The organism is Alkalitalea saponilacus, from assembly GCF_900168165.1.
In the GTDB taxonomy this organism is placed as follows: domain Bacteria; phylum Bacteroidota; class Bacteroidia; order Bacteroidales; family Marinilabiliaceae; genus Natronoflexus; species Natronoflexus saponilacus.
The window spans coordinates 202,186-219,256 of record NZ_FUYV01000005.1 but is presented as its reverse complement, the minus strand read 5'-3'; the positions used below and the strand labels follow the sequence as shown (position 1 = coordinate 219,256).

The window sequence follows — 17,071 nt, the reverse complement described above, 5'->3', positions numbered from 1 at the left end:
CTTTTGAATCCCTAGATGATTCAGGTTTCCAGTGGCAGATTTTAACCCATTGCTAATATCTCGGACTGATTGACTTTTTGCAAACTGGCAAAATAACATAGAAATCAAATGCGTCCAACTATTATAGCCTTTTTGATGCTTGTCTGTTTCCTTTTCTTTAACAAGAGACTTAAAGGAACTACGGTCTAACTTTGAAATTATTTGAGCAAATAAATTTATCTTTGACATGTGAGAAGGTTTTTTTGTTGTGCACCTCAAAGATAATTTGAGATACTTAAATTCCTTCTCACTTTTTTAATCGTTTAGGACGCTATTGATTTTTCATTATTTTTATTTATTGATTAAAAAACAACATCCTAAAATTACATTTTTACCCTTTGTTCGCTCGTTATGTATTTTATACACAACTTTTTAACAATTAAAACTTCATCAACTTTCATCCAAAATATTTAGTAAAGGTTTAAGATCTTCCTTATTAAGACCCAATACTTTAACCTGATGTAAGAATTCAGGGAACTGATATTTAAAAAACTCTTCCTTTCTGATTTTATTAATTTTATTTATAGCATCCTCAGCAACAAAATAACCTATACCTCTTTGATTTTGAATTATTTCATCCCTTTGCATTTCAAGATAGGCACGCATGATTGTGTTGTGATTAACACCCATTGTGGCCGCCAATTCCCGAACCGAGGGAATTTTACTTCCAACAGGAAGCTCTCCGGTAATAATTCTATCTGAAATGTTATCAGCAATTTGTTTAAAAATGCCTTTTGATTCACGGAATTCCATTACTTCAACTCCTTTCGTTTAAGCAGCATGTATGAGCCGGAAATTAAAATGATTACTAAAGCAAGAAAAAACCAAACAGAAAAATCATAACTAGTTGTTACTTGGTTGTCTAATTCATTAACAACACGAGTTTCAATGACAAGAAAACCTAATGATATTTTAGCTGAAGATGCTACTTTAAATAATACATACATAACTAATGACATAATAACTGCCATGCTAACAATTGATTTAATTGCAGGAAACCGTTTAAAAAGAGTACCTCCTGCGAATAGAAAAAGAAACATAAAAACCAAACCTGCCACCATGCTCCAATCCAGATCCTGTAGATATGATAAAGAGAAGAAACTGATATCCACATAACGATGATTCATCTCTAATATACCTCCTAGAGAATAAACAACAGCATTGCAAATTGTAAATAAAAGTACAGGTATTGCAATAAATGGGAAGACAACCCTCTCAAAAAATTCATAAATGTATTTTTCTAATGTGGATGCAGGAATAAGAAGAAAATCAGTCGCTTTCTCTTTCGAACGTAAACCGGGAAAACTATTTCCAGTGTAAAAAATCAGGAAAATTGCAAATAACAGGTAAGTAAATGCCCACCAATGAGTTCCGAACCAATTCCCGTTCGTAAAGTAAGATATCACAATGAAGAGGTAACCGGTAATACCAATTATTAATGAACTAAGCAAAAGCATTTTCACTCTTAGGTTTACCAGGGTCTGATATTTTGCATAGGATATAAACCGCTTTAAATTAAATATATCATTCATCTAGTTTGATTTTAAGTCGTTTTAATGAAAAAAGCCAATTTGAAGAAATAGATGCGAAGGATGATTTTATAAATGAATTTATAAAATTACCCCTTTAACTATCGCGTTAAACAACAATTCAATATCAACCGGAGTTGAAGAACCGTTAAGAGGAAGTATTACGCGATGACCAGCCGGCCCTACCTCGGTATAAAGAGGATTTTTGTCAGAGATACTACTCACAGTTGAGAAAGCATACCTTTCTGAAATTTGATAGATTTCTCGATTAAAAATTATTTTGCCATTATCTATGACCACAATTTTATCAATGAGATTCTCTATGTCCCGAACCTGATGGGTGGAAATAATAATTAACTGATCGTCCTTTACCGAGCTGGCGACAACCTTCCTAAAAATAGCCTTAGAAGGAATATCCAGGCCATTTGTAGGTTCATCAAAGAGCAAAAGCTTACAGTTGGTTGCCAATGCAAATGCAATCAGGAATTTTTTCTTTTGCCCGTATGAAATGCGCGACAACTTCATTGTTTCCTTAAGTTCAAAGTCTGCTAATATTTGATGAAGTAATTCCGCATCAAAACCAGGATACAATCCAGAATAGGCTTTTACGTAATGCTTAATTGAGATAGAGGGTAAATGATACTCCTCAGGAACAAAATATAACTGATTAAGAAAAGATGGCTTTCTATGAAAGGGCTCTGTTCCCATTGTTGTAACTGAGCCGCTTTTTACTGATAGCAGTCCAGAAATTATTTTGAATAAAGTAGATTTACCGGAACCATTTTTTCCTAATAACCCTACTATATTACCTGCCTTTTCAGAATAGTTTAAGTTAGAAAACAGATTCTTTTGTCGGCCATACCGATAGTTAATGTCTGAAATTTCAATCATGAGTATATTGAGTTAGTGTTATAGTGTCGTAGTACACTACAAACATAAAAAAGAAAATCAATACTGCCAAATTTTTAATAAATATTTAAAGAGAAAATATAATGTAGTCTATTTTTTGTCCTTCTCATTCTCTAAGAAACGCTCCAACAAATTCAATATCCGTCCATTCACCGATGCCGTATTATCTGTAGGAGAAACTTTTAAATGAATATTACAATATATGATAAACCTGTCGAGTTGCTCTCCTTCTAATCCGGACAGGGTCTCAATGGCCTCTCGGCCAGCCATATGTTCCATCTGTTGAAATTGTCTGTTCCGGGATCTCATTCTCTCCAGATCCTTGGGAGAAGGAGCATCACCACCACCCAACATATTATACACAAGACTTACAGGCCCGGAGGCTCTGGCTCTTCTTTCATTTGGAGGAACACCGGACATTCGGCTTCCAATATCAGAGGGAAGATTCAATTCTATAGGCTTTTGGTCTGGCCTGACGGTCACTTCACTAATATAATAACTCTGAACTTCAAGGAAAACAATCATGTTTCCGGAGGAATCTCTCTCTGCATTATTATAGGAGATGGTTCGCGGTAAAAATCCAATGGCGGCGACACGTAGTGAGTCATCTTTATCAAGCCGGAGTTCAAAACAACCATCTGCTTTAGAAGCACTCATGGTTAAGCTTTTATAACTAGCTAAAGTTGCAAATGGTATTGGTGTGTTGTCCTCAGCAATTTTTACGCACCCTTTCCAGATTACCTTTGTGTCAGTTTGTGATACAAGGTCGGCACATATAATTATTAAAAACGATATCGCGATTGAAACATGTTTCATAATTTCAGGTAGGAATTTGGCTGTGGTTTGAATATGTTTAAATCAATAACTATACCGACTTTTCTTCTTTTAAAAAATATTAACAGATTAAATGACAATTATTTGGGTACATGCCATTAATATGCCTTATTTTTACAGTTCCTAAACAATTAAAACCAATTAATCTAACAATTACCATCATGCAAGAAATTATTGAAAATGCCTGGGATAACCGGGAGTTACTACAGAAGAAGGAAACGCAGGATGCCATTCGTGAAGTAATTGAACAGCTGGACAAAGGAAAAATCCGGGTCGCAGAGCCGCAAGGTGAGGAATGGATTGTCAACGAATGGGTAAAAAAAGCTGTCATTCTTTATTTCCCAATGCAGCAAATGGAAACCATTGAGATTGGTCCATTCGAGTTTCATGATAAAATGGCCTTAAAACGTAATTACAAAGAACTTGGTGTTCGTGTTGTACCTCACGCGGTAGCTCGCTATGGTGCTTATATTGCACGGGGCGTTGTGATGATGCCATCTTACCTGAATATTGGCGCATACGTTGATTCTGGAACCATGGTCGACACCTGGGCTACCGTTGGAAGTTGTGCCCAGGTTGGAAAAAATGTTCACCTGAGCGGAGGTGTTGGTTTGGGTGGAGTACTGGAACCTCTTCAAGCAGCACCTGTTATCGTGGAAGACGGAGCTTTTGTTGGTTCCCGTTGTATCATTGTTGAAGGCTGCCGAATTGGGAAAGAAGCAGTGCTTGGTGCAAACGTGGTATTAACTGCATCCACTAAAATCATTGATGTAAGCGGTGATAAACCAGTTGAATTTAAAGGGTATGTCCCTCCCCGTTCGGTTGTAATTCCGGGTAGCTACGCTAAAGAGTTTCCTGCGGGAACATACCAGGTACCTGCTGCCCTGATCATAGGTAAAAGAAAAGAATCCACCGACCTGAAAACTTCTCTTAATGATGCTTTAAGAGATTTTGGAGTCGCTGTTTAATTTTTCAACCAAAATGTTGGAATCAGAACGATATAACAACGAAGATTTAAAACAGGCACTGGCCATCCTCAAACAGGGAGGCATTATCCTATACCCCACAGATACTGTGTGGGGTATAGGATGTGATGCAACCAATGACGAGGCAGTCAACAGAATCATTCATTTAAAACAGAGAGCTCCGGAGAAAGGTATGATATCTTTGATTGACCAACCGGGCCTTTTAAATCTCTATTTGGAGAAAATCCCTGATATGGCTTATGATTTATGGGAAGTTTCGGATAAGCCATTAACATTGATTCTAACTGGAGGAAAAAATCTTGCAAAAGGAGTTATAACCAATGATGGATCGATGGCAGTAAGAATTACCGAAGAACTTTTCTCCAAAACTCTTTGCCAAAGACTCAGGCGGCCTTTGGTTTCCACCTCGGCAAACATCAGTGGAGAACCCACTCCGAGAGATTATACACAAATTGATGATCAAATTATTAAAGGCGTCGATTATGTTGTGGAATACCGACGAAATGATGTTATACCTGCAACACCGTCAGGTATCATAAAGTTGGGAATAAATTATGAAATAGAAGTTATCAGGAAATAGCATGGAACATAGTTTATCGGATTTTAACCATCAAACTCCAATACAGATCAGATTTAATGACATTGACGGTCTTGGGCACGTGAACAATTCCACAATAATGGAATACTTTGATTTGGGAAGACTCGGATATCTCAACATATCAGTTGGTAGGAGATTGGGCGTAGATGGGAAAAATGTGGTCATTGTATCCTATAAAACCGACTTTTACAACCAGGTTAAAATAAACGATCAACTCACCGTACTTACCAAAGTATATAAACTGGGCAACAAAAGCATAAAAATGTTCCAGTGGCTTATTAAAGATGGCGAGAATATACCAATTGCGTCATGCGATTCAATACTTTCCGGAATTGATATCCACCAGAATTGCGCGATTGTAATTCCTGAGGAATGGCGTCAATGCTTCGACCATATAGAAAACGGAAAACTTATTGAAGATACAAATCAATAAGACCTTCAGGAGTTTCCAGATGAATGGTGCGTGATTTTCGATCAACGGAAGTAATAAAATGTTCATGAAATGGAATTAAAACCTCGCTTCCCTGATGTTCCAACTCAAGTACCGGATTATTCTTTATCTCAGCAACGGACTTCACAACACCTATCTCTCCAAACTTGGAGTCAATTACTTTATACCCCTTTAGCGCAGCGTAATTGAAAAGGTCGTTCGCAGGAGGCTCTCCAATTTCCTGAGGATCAATATATATTTCAGCTCCTTGTAACTTTCGTACCTTTTCCTCACTATCTAACCGATCGAGAATAACAAGTAAATCCCCGCTGTTTCGAATTCGCAGTGACTGAACCTCAAAAGGAACCAAACCTCCATGTAAATCAAGAAAAAGAAATTCCGGATCGGGATCATGATCAATCAACTCCGGTAAAATCCTTATCAGGATTTCTCCGGACACCCCATGTGGTTTCGCAAGGGAGCCTATTTTGAGCAGATCGGATTTGGTAATCATAGTAAAGTAAAAGTACAAAAAAAACCCATCCGTGATACGAATGGGTTTTATTTTGTTGAAGAATTATCCGGCGATTGTTATTCTGCCTGCTTTTCTTCTGATGCATTTTCTTCAGCAGCTGATTCCTCTGCAGCGGGTTCTTCAGCAGCAGCTTCATCAGAAACCTCAGGGGTCTCTTCTGCTTTTGCTTCAGCAGCAAGTTCGGAAGCTTTTTTGGCAATCGCTTCAGCACGTTCGGCATTGATTTTTGCCTCCTGCTCAAGGCGTTCTTTCACAGTGCTTGCCTGATCATTGGCAAGTCCGTCAATTTTTGCCTGAATTTTTGCCTCTTTCTCTTCACTCCACTTTTGAAATCTGCGTTCGGCTTCTGCTTCGTCAAAAGCACCTTTTTTAACTCCTTCCAATAAGTGTTTTTTCATTAAAACACCTTTGTAACTGAGAATTGCACGGGCAGTATCTGTAGGTTGAGCACCCTTTGAAAGCCATTCCAAAGACTTATCTAAATCCAGGTTAATGGAAGCAGGATTCGTGTTGGGATTGTAAGAACCAATCCTTTCAATGTACCTGCCATCTCGTGGCGCCCTGCTGTCTGCTACCACAATGTGGTAGTAAGCATACCTTTTACGTCCGTGTCTTGCTAATCTGATTTTTACGGGCATGTTTAAAAATTTAATTAATTTACAACCTACTTTTAGCGGTGCAAAGGTAATATCTTTTTAATTGATAGCGAAAACTTTTTATAAAAAAAGCTTAACTCATAATGATTTAGATTTAATTACTGCATAAACATGAAGAGACTGGTATTTAGTTATTCTGTTGATTATATGACTTGTAGACCGTTTTTCAAAAAAAACTATTAGGATAATTCTTTCGTAGTTAATTTAAATTGTCCGTTGTTCATTATTTGTCTGATTATCTGATACATGAAAAAACATCTTCTATGACCCCAATCTGCTTATAATTATGGATTTACTTTTTAATCCCGATTCAATCGGGAATCCCGTCACACCGGAACTAACGATCAATTGTAATTTCCTATGACCTAATTATGCAAATATTCAAATAAATATTAACCATCGGGACTTAAACAACCATAAACATATACTATTCTATCATAATTTAGCAATAAAGCATATTGACTTTTGTGAATACCCTCTCACTACATTCTCATTAAGTGGTTTTTCATACATTAAAAGAACATAATCATAGGCATAAATACTAATATTCAACTTACTTAAACAGATATGATATTATTATATCATATTTTTTATATTTTTGTAGATATACCCATATAGATAAATCCAATCCATCGCCTAATCGTTATAAAAATGGCTATAATATAGCCCTTATATCTGCATCATGAAAGAATCAATCCATAGGGAAATAACTCCATTAAATGAAGATGACTGTTTCCTGGTGTTTGATCGTGAAAGGAGTCTTTTCACGTTTCCGGTTCATTTTCATCCCGAATATGAAATTAACTTTATTGCAAATGCTCAAGGAGGTCGTCGTGTAGTAGGGGATCACATCGAAGAAATAGACGAATACGAGTTGGTTATGGTTGGCCCAAATTTATATCATGGCTGGGAAAACTACCGAAATACCGGGAAGCAACTTTTACATGAAATCACCATCCAATTTCCAAAAGACATCTTTGAAGGTCCTTTAATGGGTAAAAACATCCTGAAACCCATCCGAGATCTTCTACAGAATGCGGCACGAGGAATTGCGTTTTCTAAAGAAACCGCCAAACAGGCAGAACCACGTCTTCACAACTTGACACAAAAAAGAGGTTTCGACTCTTTTTTAGAATTCCAATCGCTTTTGTATGACCTCTCAATTTCGAGGAATCAAAAGCTTCTAACAAATATTTCGTTTCAACATTACAGTGATTTCCACAACAGTGAGCGCATCGAAAAAATTTACAATCACGTAAAAGCCAATTTCAACAAAAAAATCATGTTGGAAGAGGCCGCTCAAATGCTTAACATGTCTGTCGTTTCATTTAGCCGTCTAATAAAGCAGAGAACCGGCAAGTCGTTTATTGAATTTATTAATGAAATTCGTCTGGGGCATGCCACCAGGTTGCTTATTGAAACCAATAAAAGTGTATCCGAAATTTGCTACGAATGTGGATTCAACAACATCTCCAATTTTAACAGGACTTTTAAAAGGAAACAAGGTTGTACTCCATCAGAATTCAGAGTTAATTTCAACGGAGTGAAAACTGTTTTCTAGATATAAAAAAGGAAGCACCTAATGTGCTTCCGTTATATCTTTTAATTTTTGATCAAACTCATCCTTATCAATTTCGCCCTTGACATATCTCTCCTTGAGAATATCCAATGCATTCCCGGCTAAACCTGTTTTATCCGATACATCGTTGATGCCTCGTTTTAATGCCAACGATAAAACAGTTAAAACCGGAACTGCCAAATACCATCCCCAACCAAGGTGCCAAGCACCATACTTTTTCTTTTTCTTCTCTTTATCTTCCATAAATTGCCGGTTTTAAAACGTTAAAACATACAAGTTAATAAAAGTAATGGAGAAAGTAAACACCAAATATTATCCAAAAAAGAGGTAACCGATAAGTATGGCTGCTATAATTCCGGTTACATCTGCAATTAAACCACACGAAACTGCGTGCCGTGTTTTCCTAATTCCAACTGACCCAAAATATACGGCAATGATATAAAAAGTGGTATCGGTGGCACCCTGAACCGTAGAAGCCAAACGGCCGGCAAATGAATCAACACCGTAGGTGTTAATGGCATCTACCATCATCCCCCTAGCTCCTCCTCCGCTCAATGGTTTCATTAAGGCAGTTGGCAAGGCATCCACAAAACGGGTATCAGCTCCAAACCATCCGAAAAAAGCGGCTATACCATCAATTAAAAAGTCCATGGCACCGGATGCTCTGAAAACACCAATGGCTACCAAAATGGCTACCAGGTAGGGAATAATTTTTATGGCTATGTTAAAACCTTCTTTTCCGCCTTCAATAAATGATTCATAAACATTGACTTTTCGCAACGCCGCACGAGCAATGAAAAGGGTAATAAACGAGAAGAGAATAAAATTAGCCACCAACAACGATACGGTGCTCATTAAGCTCCTATCGAGCAAGGAGAATCCGTAAATCAATCCAACCACCATGGCTGTCATGCCTCCAAGCCACGCCAAAATAACGGGGTCGTATAATTTAATACGCTGAACTACCGATACTGAAATAATGCCTGCCAAGGTAGAAAAAAAGGTGGCGAGCATGATTGGCAAAAATATGTCGGCGGGATTGGCGGCTCCAAACTGTGCCCTGTAAACCATAACAGACACGGGGATGATGGTAAGTCCAGATGTATTCAGCACCAAAAACATAATTTGTGCATTGGACGCTGTATCCTTTTTCGGGTTGGCCGTTTGCATCTCCTTCATTGCTTTAAGCCCCAGGGGCGTGGCAGCATTATCGAGCCCAAGCATGTTGGCAGCAAAATTCATCATCATGGAGCCGTAAGCCGGATGGTCTTTCGGCAGGTCTGGAAACAGCCGGCGGAAAAAAGGAGCAGTAATCCGTGTGAGGGATTGAACCATACCGCCATGCTCAGCAATTTTCATAAACCCAAGCCACAAAGTAAGCACCCCGGTAAGACCTAAGGAAATGGTAAAGCCAGACCGTGCATACTCAAATGTTGCATTGACCAATTCCGGAAAGACTTCAACATCCTGAAATATGATGAGCCGAAGCAGCGCAACAACAAATGCGATTAGAAAAAATGCTATCCATATATAGTTTAATACCATAACCTTTAAAAGATAAATAGATAATAGATGTTTAGAATGATAGATGAAGGGAATATAGCAAATTCCGAAACTGTTACATTTATATATAAATAGAACTTGGACATCATCACAATTTCTAGAATATCTATCGAACGATATCTTACATTTAAGTTTCTAATGCTCCTGGAACCACCACAGTGGCAGATTTACAGGATTCATCACCATACACCGAGATGAAACCCACCCAAGGCAGTCTTGTACATATGGGATAAGACAACCAAAGATCTCGCAGCTGGAAGAATGGCTAAATCATAATGCGCTTAGCTTTTAGTTATCCTATTTCAATTCCATTTCGTTTAATTTCTTCTAAGAAACCAGATTTATCATTATTCATTTCAATTAAAATCGGCTCAATTCTATCATCAACCTCTCTTCTTAACTTCCATAGCAAAGGATTTACAGTAAAAAAGTCTCCTGAAATACTCTTTACAACAACTGCTACGTCTATATCACTATCTTCCCTGTTGGTATCATTGGCATAAGAACCAAAAAGGTAAACTGACTCAAGGTCAAAGTGATTTCCAACCAAAGCTTTAAATTGCGTAACTTTTTTTATAACTTCTCTTTTATCCATTGCTGCAATTCCTTTGTTTGTTCAATGATTTCAAGACATTTTTCGTGAGTCAAACTTTTCAATAATCTTTCTTTGTGAGATGGATACCTCGCTTCAATATTCAGAGGCTCAATCTGGTCAATGAAGTTCTTTTGGTTTTCCGTAAACTCTTTGTAAAAATCTCCTTTTTTTGCTAAATAGGATAAACTGTGTGAAAATGGTGCTGTTTCTGATTTCAGGAATGTGTAATATGCTTTGAATATTTTCTCGATGGTCTGGTGAACCATAAATCCAACATATAAATATCTCTTACTGTTAAGCATTGCTGTTTCCATATCATAATCGGAAAGTTAAAGCCAATATTTAACTTTATCTTCCATTTGCTATATTATTTATATCCAAAGATAACATGTTTTCCCTTTTTTCGGCGCCTTGGTGCTGTGGAATATAATTTAGCACAACGATTCTGTATAATAATTCTTTACATCTAAATTTCTATCGTGAGTAAAACAACAGAAACTTATTTTGCAATATCAGGTTTTTGATGCGGTGCACCAAATTCCTTGCAGCTTATTTGATCTACAGGCACTTCCCAAATTTTTACATTTCTGACTGCAGGATCGCTGTACTCAAAATGCTTATCAGAATATTGCTCCATGATGATGTCCAAAGCTCGTCGTTTTTTATCCATATCTTCAACAAACCGCACTTTACCAAAAGCTACTACGCTCTTCGATTTCATGCGGTAACTGCATGCTACCTGTGGGTGCTGAAAAGCCAGCTCATGATCTGTACTGAATGTGATACAAATATTGGGGTTTTTATCCAGACAATCAATAACTCTGCCCGTAGGCGCGCTATGTAAATAAATGATTCCTTTTTCGTAGCCAAAATTCATTGGCAACACATAAGGCAAATTTTCGGGTGTAATCACACCAATAAAACAGATATCGCATTTCCTGATAATGGCCTCAATGGTAGCCTGATCTTCGTGTACAACTGTCTTCATGAAAAAAAGATTTCAATATTTATATGATTGTTCGCTCTCCTTGTTGTAAAGAAATCAATTTAAAGACGTTCTGCAACAGGCTCATCTCCTTAATCAATTCCATTACCTCCTCCATATTTCCCTGCTTTTCGGATTGTTGCAGTTTCATCCGGGTTTGTTCAAGCTTAAGTTTTACAAGTTTCCATTTTAACTCCAGAACTACTTTGGGAACCAAAATCGATAGCAAATCAGTATCAGACTTTATCGCTCCGTGCTTTTTATGGATTTTACTCAGAGGATATTCCCTTGCAATTAAATCTGTTGCCAAATGCGATATATCGGGATTTGAATGTGAAATAAAATATTTATTGGCGATAAAACCCGGTAGTTTCATCTGTTCCTCATACTCTTCGAGTATGAGGTTGTAAACCGGGTTTTCACTTTTCAGTTCATCCTGACGCAGTTCATTAACAATGTACTCTCCCACCTTCATAGCAGTCTTTTTATCACCCATATCCACTTCTCCCAAATCAAGATGCCCATATTTTAACAAAAATCGCATAATTTCCTTCTCTTCTGCATCCAAAGGGTTTTTGGCAGATGGCGTAATAACTGGTGGTTGATTTTGTGGCACAGCCTCCTGCATATTCTCACGGTAGGCAATCCTTCCGGACTCCTTTTCACGTTGCTTTTTCTTTATTTTGCCAATTTCACTGTAAAGCACCGATTCTTCAACCTGCAGAAGTGTGCTGCACTCTTTTACATAAACAGACCGAATAATCTGATCCGGAATAACGGAAATGGATTTTACGATGTCCTGAATCAACTGTGCCCGCTTGATGGGGTCATTTTTACTGTCCTCTAGTAAGATGGATGTTTTGAATTTGATGAAATCGGTCTCATTCTCCGAAATGTATTTCCTCAACTCATCGCCCGGCATTTTTTTAGCGAATGAATCGGGATCTTCGCCTTCGGGAAGAAGCAGAACTTTAACATTCATTCCCTCTTCGAGAATCAGATCGATTCCCCTGAGAGAAGCTTTTATGCCTGCCGGATCACCATCATAAATGATGGTAACATTTGGTGTAAACCTCGCGATAAGCCTTATTTGATCTGGGGTAAGAGCTGTTCCCGAGGATGCGACCACATTGGTTATTCCTGCCTGATGAAACGAAAGCACATCGGTATAACCTTCCACCAGATAAGTTCTATCCTGACGAGTCATCTCCTGACGAGCAAAGTAAATGCCGTATAGGATTTTGCTTTTATGATAGATTTCCGATTCAGGAGAGTTAAGATATTTAGCTGCTTTGGCATCCGATTTCAGGATACGGCCTCCAAAAGCAATCACTTTTCCAGACAAACTGTGAATGGGAAAAATAACCCTTCCACGGAAGCGATCCGCTTTGTAATCTTCACGGACTACAGTCAGGCCGGTTTTCTCCAAAAAGTTGAGTTTATAGCCTTCAATGGTGGCCTGTCGTGTAAAGGCATCCTTATTATCGGGAGAATATCCCAATTGAAATTTTTTGATGATTTCCGGATCAAACCCACGTTGCTTAAAGTAACCAAGCCCAACCGACTGGCCTTCATCGGTCTCGAACATGTTTTTGGTAAACCATCGTGCCGCAAAATTGGTGACCACCATCATGCTTTCCCGCTCATTCTGTTTGACCATCTCCTCAGGAGTGGACTCTTTCTCTTCAATAGGAATGTGGAATTTTCTTCCAAGGGTTTTGATGGCATCGACAAAAGAGATTTGCTCATGCTCCATCAAAAAGTTCACGGCATTTCCTCCTTTACCACAACCAAAGCATTTAAAAATACCTTTATGCGGAGAAACAATAAACGAAGGAGTTTTTTCATTATGGAAAGGGCAATGGCCTATATAATTTATCCCCCTTTTTTTTAGAGAAATAAACTCCGAAATCACGTCAGTGATTTGGCTTTGTGCTGTTTCCATTACCCTGTCAATGGTGGACTTATCTATCATACCTCCCTCTTAGTTCAACTTCAAAGATAGAGAAATATGGCAGAACTAAGAAAAAAGAGACAGGCCATATGTGGAATAAGAATTAGATTACCATAAAATAAAAAAGATAGGCAGAAGAGGCTGTCCAAAAAGTAAATTTAAATTTTCCTTATCTTTCAAATCGTAAATTACACGTTAATAATTCACCCCTAAATCCCCCAGGGGGACTTTAAGCCTCCCACTTGGGGGAGGTTTGGAGGGGTGAAAGCAAGGTTGTTTTACAAATTGTAACTATTGAATATTATTAACAGACACTTTAGACAGCCTCTTCTGATCTATCTGTCTAAAAATCTAATGTCTAATCCTCGTCTGCCACTTTCTCTTTCACGTAATAATTTCGAACCCGAACAGCCATGTTATACATTACGGGAGCCATAATCAACGTAAGGAAGGTAGAAGTGGTTAGCCCGAAAATAACCGCTGAGGACATTGGTCCCCAAAAGGCTGCATTATCTCCACCAAAATATATCTTAGGATCAAGTTGGGTAAACAGACTAAAGAAATCAAAGTTTAAGCCAATGGCCAATGGTATCAATCCAAGAATGGTTGTAATGGCAGTTAGCAGTACCGGCCTCAAACGGGTACGTCCGGCAGAAATAACAGCTTCAACTTCATCTTCCCGTGTTAGCCTTGCCCGGCTGTGTAAACCAAGGACTTCGCGCCGTTCATTTCGTTTTATATCGATGTAATCGATTAAAACAATTCCATTATTCACAACGATACCGGCCAATGAAACAATCCCGACTCCGGTCATCAAAATGACAAAGTCCATATTAAAAGCTGCCAATCCTAAAAACACCCCAATGGTACTCAGTACAACGGTGGCAAGAATAATCATGGGTTTAATGGCAGAATTGAACTGTGTAATCAATATCATGGAAATAAGCGCAATGGCTATAAATAGCGCCCTCAGCAGGAAATCGGAGGTTTCCTGCTGGTTTTCCTGCTCACCGGTCATCTCCCAATAGTAACCCGGAGGCATTTCATATCTGCCTAATAATTCCCTGATATCATTATTGATTTTATTGGCGTTGTACCCTTCAATTACATTAGAATAAACTGTTATAACACGTGTATTGTCCTTGCGTTTAATATCTTCGTAAGTTGTTCCGTAAGAATAATCGGCCACCGAAGAGACAGGTATATGATAACTGAAACCCTCTTTCTCAACCTTGATTTTCATGTTCATCAGAGCCGACACATTATTCCGGAATTCATCGTCCAGCCGAACAACAATATCAAATTCATCCTCGCCGTCTTTAAACTTATCAACACGGTTTCCGTAGAGTGCTGTCCGCATGGTACTTGCTACCAGTTCGGTTGACAATCCTAACCGTCGAACCATCTCCCTGTCAATGGTCAGAAGCATTTCAGGTTTGCTCATATTGATGTCAAGCTGGAGATTTTCTATCCCGGGAATTCTTCTGTCATCAATGGTGTGTTTGATATCTTCTGCCAAACTTACCAGTGTTGCAAAGTCATCGCCCGAAACTTCAATATTGATTGGCCGACCTACAGGAGGACCTTCGTCCTCTTTTTCCACAAAAAACTCAGCTCCTGTAAAATTTTTTAATGCTTCGGTAAGTTCCAGCATGATTTTGGACGTACTGATACCATCCCGGTCGATGAACTCAACAAAGGTTATGGTAAACAAGGCCTTGTTTGGTGCTCTTGATGGCTCAAAAAAATCACCTTTACCATTTCCCACGTTTACACCTACCGATTTTACAATATGTTCGTAGGCTTCAAGAACCTCGAATACAATTTTTTCTGCTTCACGTGAAACAACATCTGTTCTGTCAATATCTGTTCCCAACGGAAGCTCCATGGTAATATAAACCGTTTTGGGCTCATTCTCAGGAAAAAATATCACATTTGGATTTGACGCCCCAAAAATCATGATTGAAACTACAAACAGTACAAACATGGCTGCCACTAACATTTTGGAAGTCAATCGTCCCATGGCTAATCTTAAAGTTTTTTCATATTGCCGATCGATCCATGGTAAAAAACGCTGTTGAAAATTCCTGGCTCCGGGTTTTAAAACATACACGTTTAAAAGACTCATTAGAAGAGGCAAAACCAGCAAGTTACCCATTAATATATTGTCTGCAATATAGAATACAATTCCAATGGCGGCCAAAATCCCTGTTATAAGAAAGAGCCTTTTAATGTTAACCTTTGCCGTTGGATCCTCTACTTTTACAAAGCGAGCCATAAAAACGGGATTCAGAACCAATGCCACAAAAAGTGATGATGTTAAAACTATTATTAAAGTAATAGGCAAAAATTTCATAAATTCTCCCACAATGCCCGGCCATAGCAGCAACGGGAAAAAGGCAGCTAAAGTGGTTGCCGTTGAAGTAATTATAGGAACAGCAATTTCACTGACTCCTTTCTTAATGGCATCAAGTTTTCCGTAGCCTTCTTCATACAATCGGTAGGAATTCTCAACCACAACAATGGCATTATCAACAAGCATACCAAGTGCAAGCAGCAAGCTAAAAAGGATCATGGTGTTAATGGTATATCCCAGTTCTCCTAAAACCAGAAAAGATATAAACATGGACATAGGAATGGCAATACCGGAGAAAAAAGCATTCCTTATTCCCATAAAGAGGTAAAGTACCAGAATTACCAGAATCATCCCCAAAAGAATTGAGTTTTCAAGATTACTGATCTGATCCCTGATATAAACAGACATATCGTCTGTTACCGTGATGGATAAATCGGGAGGAAGTTGCCCCGAAGCCTGCTTATTCTCAATAATCCTGAAAATTTGATCAGTGGCATCCAGAAGGTTTTCTCCACTCTTTTTTATCACACTCAGCGACACCACCGGCTGATTATTCAAACGTGCTATGGTTGATTGGTCTTCAAAACCATCAATTACTCGGGCCACATCCCGCAAATAAACTATCTTGTCGTTTTCAAATTTAACAATGGTGCTTTCCAACTCTTCCATTGAGCGATAATTAGCCTCTGTACGCAGCGATCGACGTGTGCCATCCACCAGAATTTCACCTGCTCCAATGTTAACATTTTCAGTCATAATGGCAAGTTCCAAATCCATAAAGGATAAGTCGTATGCCTCCAGCAAAAGAGGGTTAACCAGAATATTAATTTGGCGCTCGTCCACACCGCGAATATCTGCTTCCCTTATCTCACGGAGCGATTCAATATCCTCCTGCAGATTTTCAGCAAATTGCTTTAACTCGTACAAACTGTAATCCCCCGACAAATTGATGTTCAGGATGGGAAACTCCGAAAAATCAATGTCCTCAACAATGGGATCAAAATCCATGTCGTCAGGCAAGTCACTTTTGGCCTTATCTACCTCATCCTTTACATCCTGAAGGGCCTGCCGCACATCCACGTCCGCTTCAAATTCCACCATTATTAAGCTCATATCCTGATATGAAGCGGAGGATAAAACCTTTACTCCATTAAGGCCTTTCAGCTGCTTCTCAATGGGTCTGGTTATCAGATTCTCAATATCCGGCGGACTATTTCCCGGATAAGGCGTCTGAATCATGATATAAGGAATCACAATTTCGGGAAACAATTCCCTTTGCATGCTCCTGTATGTAAATATTCCTCCTATCAACAGGAAGAAAGTAAGAATATATATGGTGTTCTTATTGGATAATGCCCAATAAGTTGGCTTAAAATTCCTGTGACTTATATCGCCATTTTTTACCTTATCCATAAAAGTATCTGTTTGTAATAAAGGTTTATGAAAAAACCTGACTATGGATCTCTCTGAAACGAAAGGAAATATGCACCTAACACGTTTTTTAAGAACGTGTTAGTATTGAT

18 protein-coding genes are annotated in these 17,071 nt (G+C 38.4%); 4 read left to right on the top strand and 14 right to left on the bottom strand.

What is annotated here, in order from left to right:
- From B5X70_RS06650 to B5X70_RS06630, 5 genes are all read right to left on the bottom strand, one after another.
- The coding region (locus B5X70_RS06650; protein WP_143255027.1) for a DUF4372 domain-containing protein at positions 1-228 on the bottom strand (228 nt) is incomplete at its 3' end.
- Positions 229-429: 201 nt separating this feature from the next.
- Complete coding sequence (locus B5X70_RS06645) at positions 430-792, bottom strand: GntR family transcriptional regulator (RefSeq protein ID WP_079557116.1); 363 nt, start codon at positions 790-792, stop codon at positions 430-432.
- Entirely contained in the window at positions 792-1,571 is a 780-nt protein-coding gene (locus B5X70_RS06640; protein WP_079557115.1) for a hypothetical protein, read from the bottom strand. Before B5X70_RS06640 ends, B5X70_RS06645 begins: the two co-directional genes overlap by 1 nt.
- Before the next feature lie 78 nt (positions 1,572-1,649).
- The gene (locus B5X70_RS06635; protein ID WP_079557114.1) at positions 1,650-2,459 is read right to left on the bottom strand and encodes an ABC transporter ATP-binding protein; all 810 of its coding nucleotides are present in this window, start codon (positions 2,457-2,459) and stop codon (positions 1,650-1,652) included.
- A gap of 108 nt (positions 2,460-2,567) precedes the next feature.
- Positions 2,568-3,293 carry a peptidase associated/transthyretin-like domain-containing protein gene (locus B5X70_RS06630; RefSeq protein ID WP_079557113.1) on the bottom strand — a complete coding sequence of 242 codons (726 nt, stop codon included), beginning with the start codon at positions 3,291-3,293 and terminating at the stop codon, positions 2,568-2,570.
- A 179-nt stretch (positions 3,294-3,472) separates the two neighbouring features.
- On the opposite strand from B5X70_RS06630, the gene B5X70_RS06625 reads away from it, so the two are divergent.
- Genes B5X70_RS06625 through B5X70_RS06615 form a run of 3 tightly spaced genes read left to right on the top strand, consistent with a single transcriptional unit; the run spans position 3,473 to position 5,328 of the window.
- Positions 3,473-4,279, top strand: coding sequence for a 2,3,4,5-tetrahydropyridine-2,6-dicarboxylate N-succinyltransferase (locus tag B5X70_RS06625; protein WP_079557112.1), 807 nt, complete (start codon positions 3,473-3,475; stop codon positions 4,277-4,279).
- A gap of 13 nt (positions 4,280-4,292) precedes the next feature.
- Complete coding sequence (locus B5X70_RS06620) at positions 4,293-4,877, top strand: L-threonylcarbamoyladenylate synthase (protein WP_079557127.1); 585 nt, start codon at positions 4,293-4,295, stop codon at positions 4,875-4,877.
- Between the two features lies 1 nt (position 4,878).
- Positions 4,879-5,328: an acyl-CoA thioesterase gene (locus B5X70_RS06615; protein WP_079557111.1), complete on the top strand. Its 450-nt coding sequence runs from the start codon at positions 4,879-4,881 to the stop codon at positions 5,326-5,328.
- Here B5X70_RS06615 and rimM read toward each other — a convergent pair.
- Both rimM and B5X70_RS06605 read right to left on the bottom strand, forming a co-directional pair.
- The gene (gene rimM / locus B5X70_RS06610) at positions 5,306-5,839 is read right to left on the bottom strand and encodes a ribosome maturation factor RimM (RefSeq protein ID WP_143255039.1); all 534 of its coding nucleotides are present in this window, start codon (positions 5,837-5,839) and stop codon (positions 5,306-5,308) included. The two genes, B5X70_RS06615 and rimM, sit on opposite strands and share 23 nt — an antisense overlap.
- 77 nt (positions 5,840-5,916) lie before the next feature.
- On the bottom strand, positions 5,917-6,498 hold the full coding sequence (locus B5X70_RS06605; RefSeq protein ID WP_079557109.1) for a 30S ribosomal protein S16: 582 nt from the start codon (positions 6,496-6,498) through the stop codon (positions 5,917-5,919).
- 700 nt (positions 6,499-7,198) lie between these two features.
- Between B5X70_RS06605 and B5X70_RS06600 the strand changes: the two genes are divergently transcribed.
- Complete coding sequence (locus B5X70_RS06600) at positions 7,199-8,077, top strand: AraC family transcriptional regulator (protein WP_079557108.1); 879 nt, start codon at positions 7,199-7,201, stop codon at positions 8,075-8,077.
- A gap of 18 nt (positions 8,078-8,095) precedes the next feature.
- Here the strand turns inward: B5X70_RS06600 and B5X70_RS06595 are convergent, their stop codons facing one another.
- The 7 genes from B5X70_RS06595 to B5X70_RS06565 all read right to left on the bottom strand — a co-directional run bounded on the left by B5X70_RS06595 (position 8,096) and on the right by B5X70_RS06565 (position 16,961).
- Positions 8,096-8,338: an SHOCT domain-containing protein gene (locus B5X70_RS06595; protein WP_079557107.1), complete on the bottom strand. Its 243-nt coding sequence runs from the start codon at positions 8,336-8,338 to the stop codon at positions 8,096-8,098.
- Between the two features lie 69 nt (positions 8,339-8,407).
- Positions 8,408-9,640: a nucleoside recognition domain-containing protein gene (locus B5X70_RS06590; protein WP_079557106.1), complete on the bottom strand. Its 1,233-nt coding sequence runs from the start codon at positions 9,638-9,640 to the stop codon at positions 8,408-8,410.
- Between the two features lie 310 nt (positions 9,641-9,950).
- Positions 9,951-10,253, bottom strand: coding sequence for a nucleotidyltransferase family protein (locus tag B5X70_RS06585; RefSeq protein ID WP_079557105.1), 303 nt, complete (start codon positions 10,251-10,253; stop codon positions 9,951-9,953).
- A complete protein-coding gene (locus B5X70_RS06580) occupies positions 10,232-10,567 on the bottom strand; it encodes a HEPN domain-containing protein (RefSeq protein ID WP_079557104.1) in 336 nt (111 codons plus the stop codon). The genes B5X70_RS06585 and B5X70_RS06580 overlap by 22 nt, the downstream gene beginning before the upstream one ends.
- A 185-nt stretch (positions 10,568-10,752) precedes the next feature.
- The gene (locus B5X70_RS06575) at positions 10,753-11,241 is read right to left on the bottom strand and encodes a pyridoxamine 5'-phosphate oxidase family protein (RefSeq protein WP_079557103.1); all 489 of its coding nucleotides are present in this window, start codon (positions 11,239-11,241) and stop codon (positions 10,753-10,755) included.
- A 19-nt stretch (positions 11,242-11,260) separates the two neighbouring features.
- The gene (gene dnaG, locus B5X70_RS06570; RefSeq protein WP_079557102.1) at positions 11,261-13,213 is read right to left on the bottom strand and encodes a DNA primase; all 1,953 of its coding nucleotides are present in this window, start codon (positions 13,211-13,213) and stop codon (positions 11,261-11,263) included.
- 337 nt (positions 13,214-13,550) lie between these two features.
- Complete coding sequence (locus tag B5X70_RS06565; RefSeq protein WP_079557101.1) at positions 13,551-16,961, bottom strand: efflux RND transporter permease subunit; 3,411 nt, start codon at positions 16,959-16,961, stop codon at positions 13,551-13,553.
- Between the last annotated feature and the right edge of the window lie 110 nt (positions 16,962-17,071).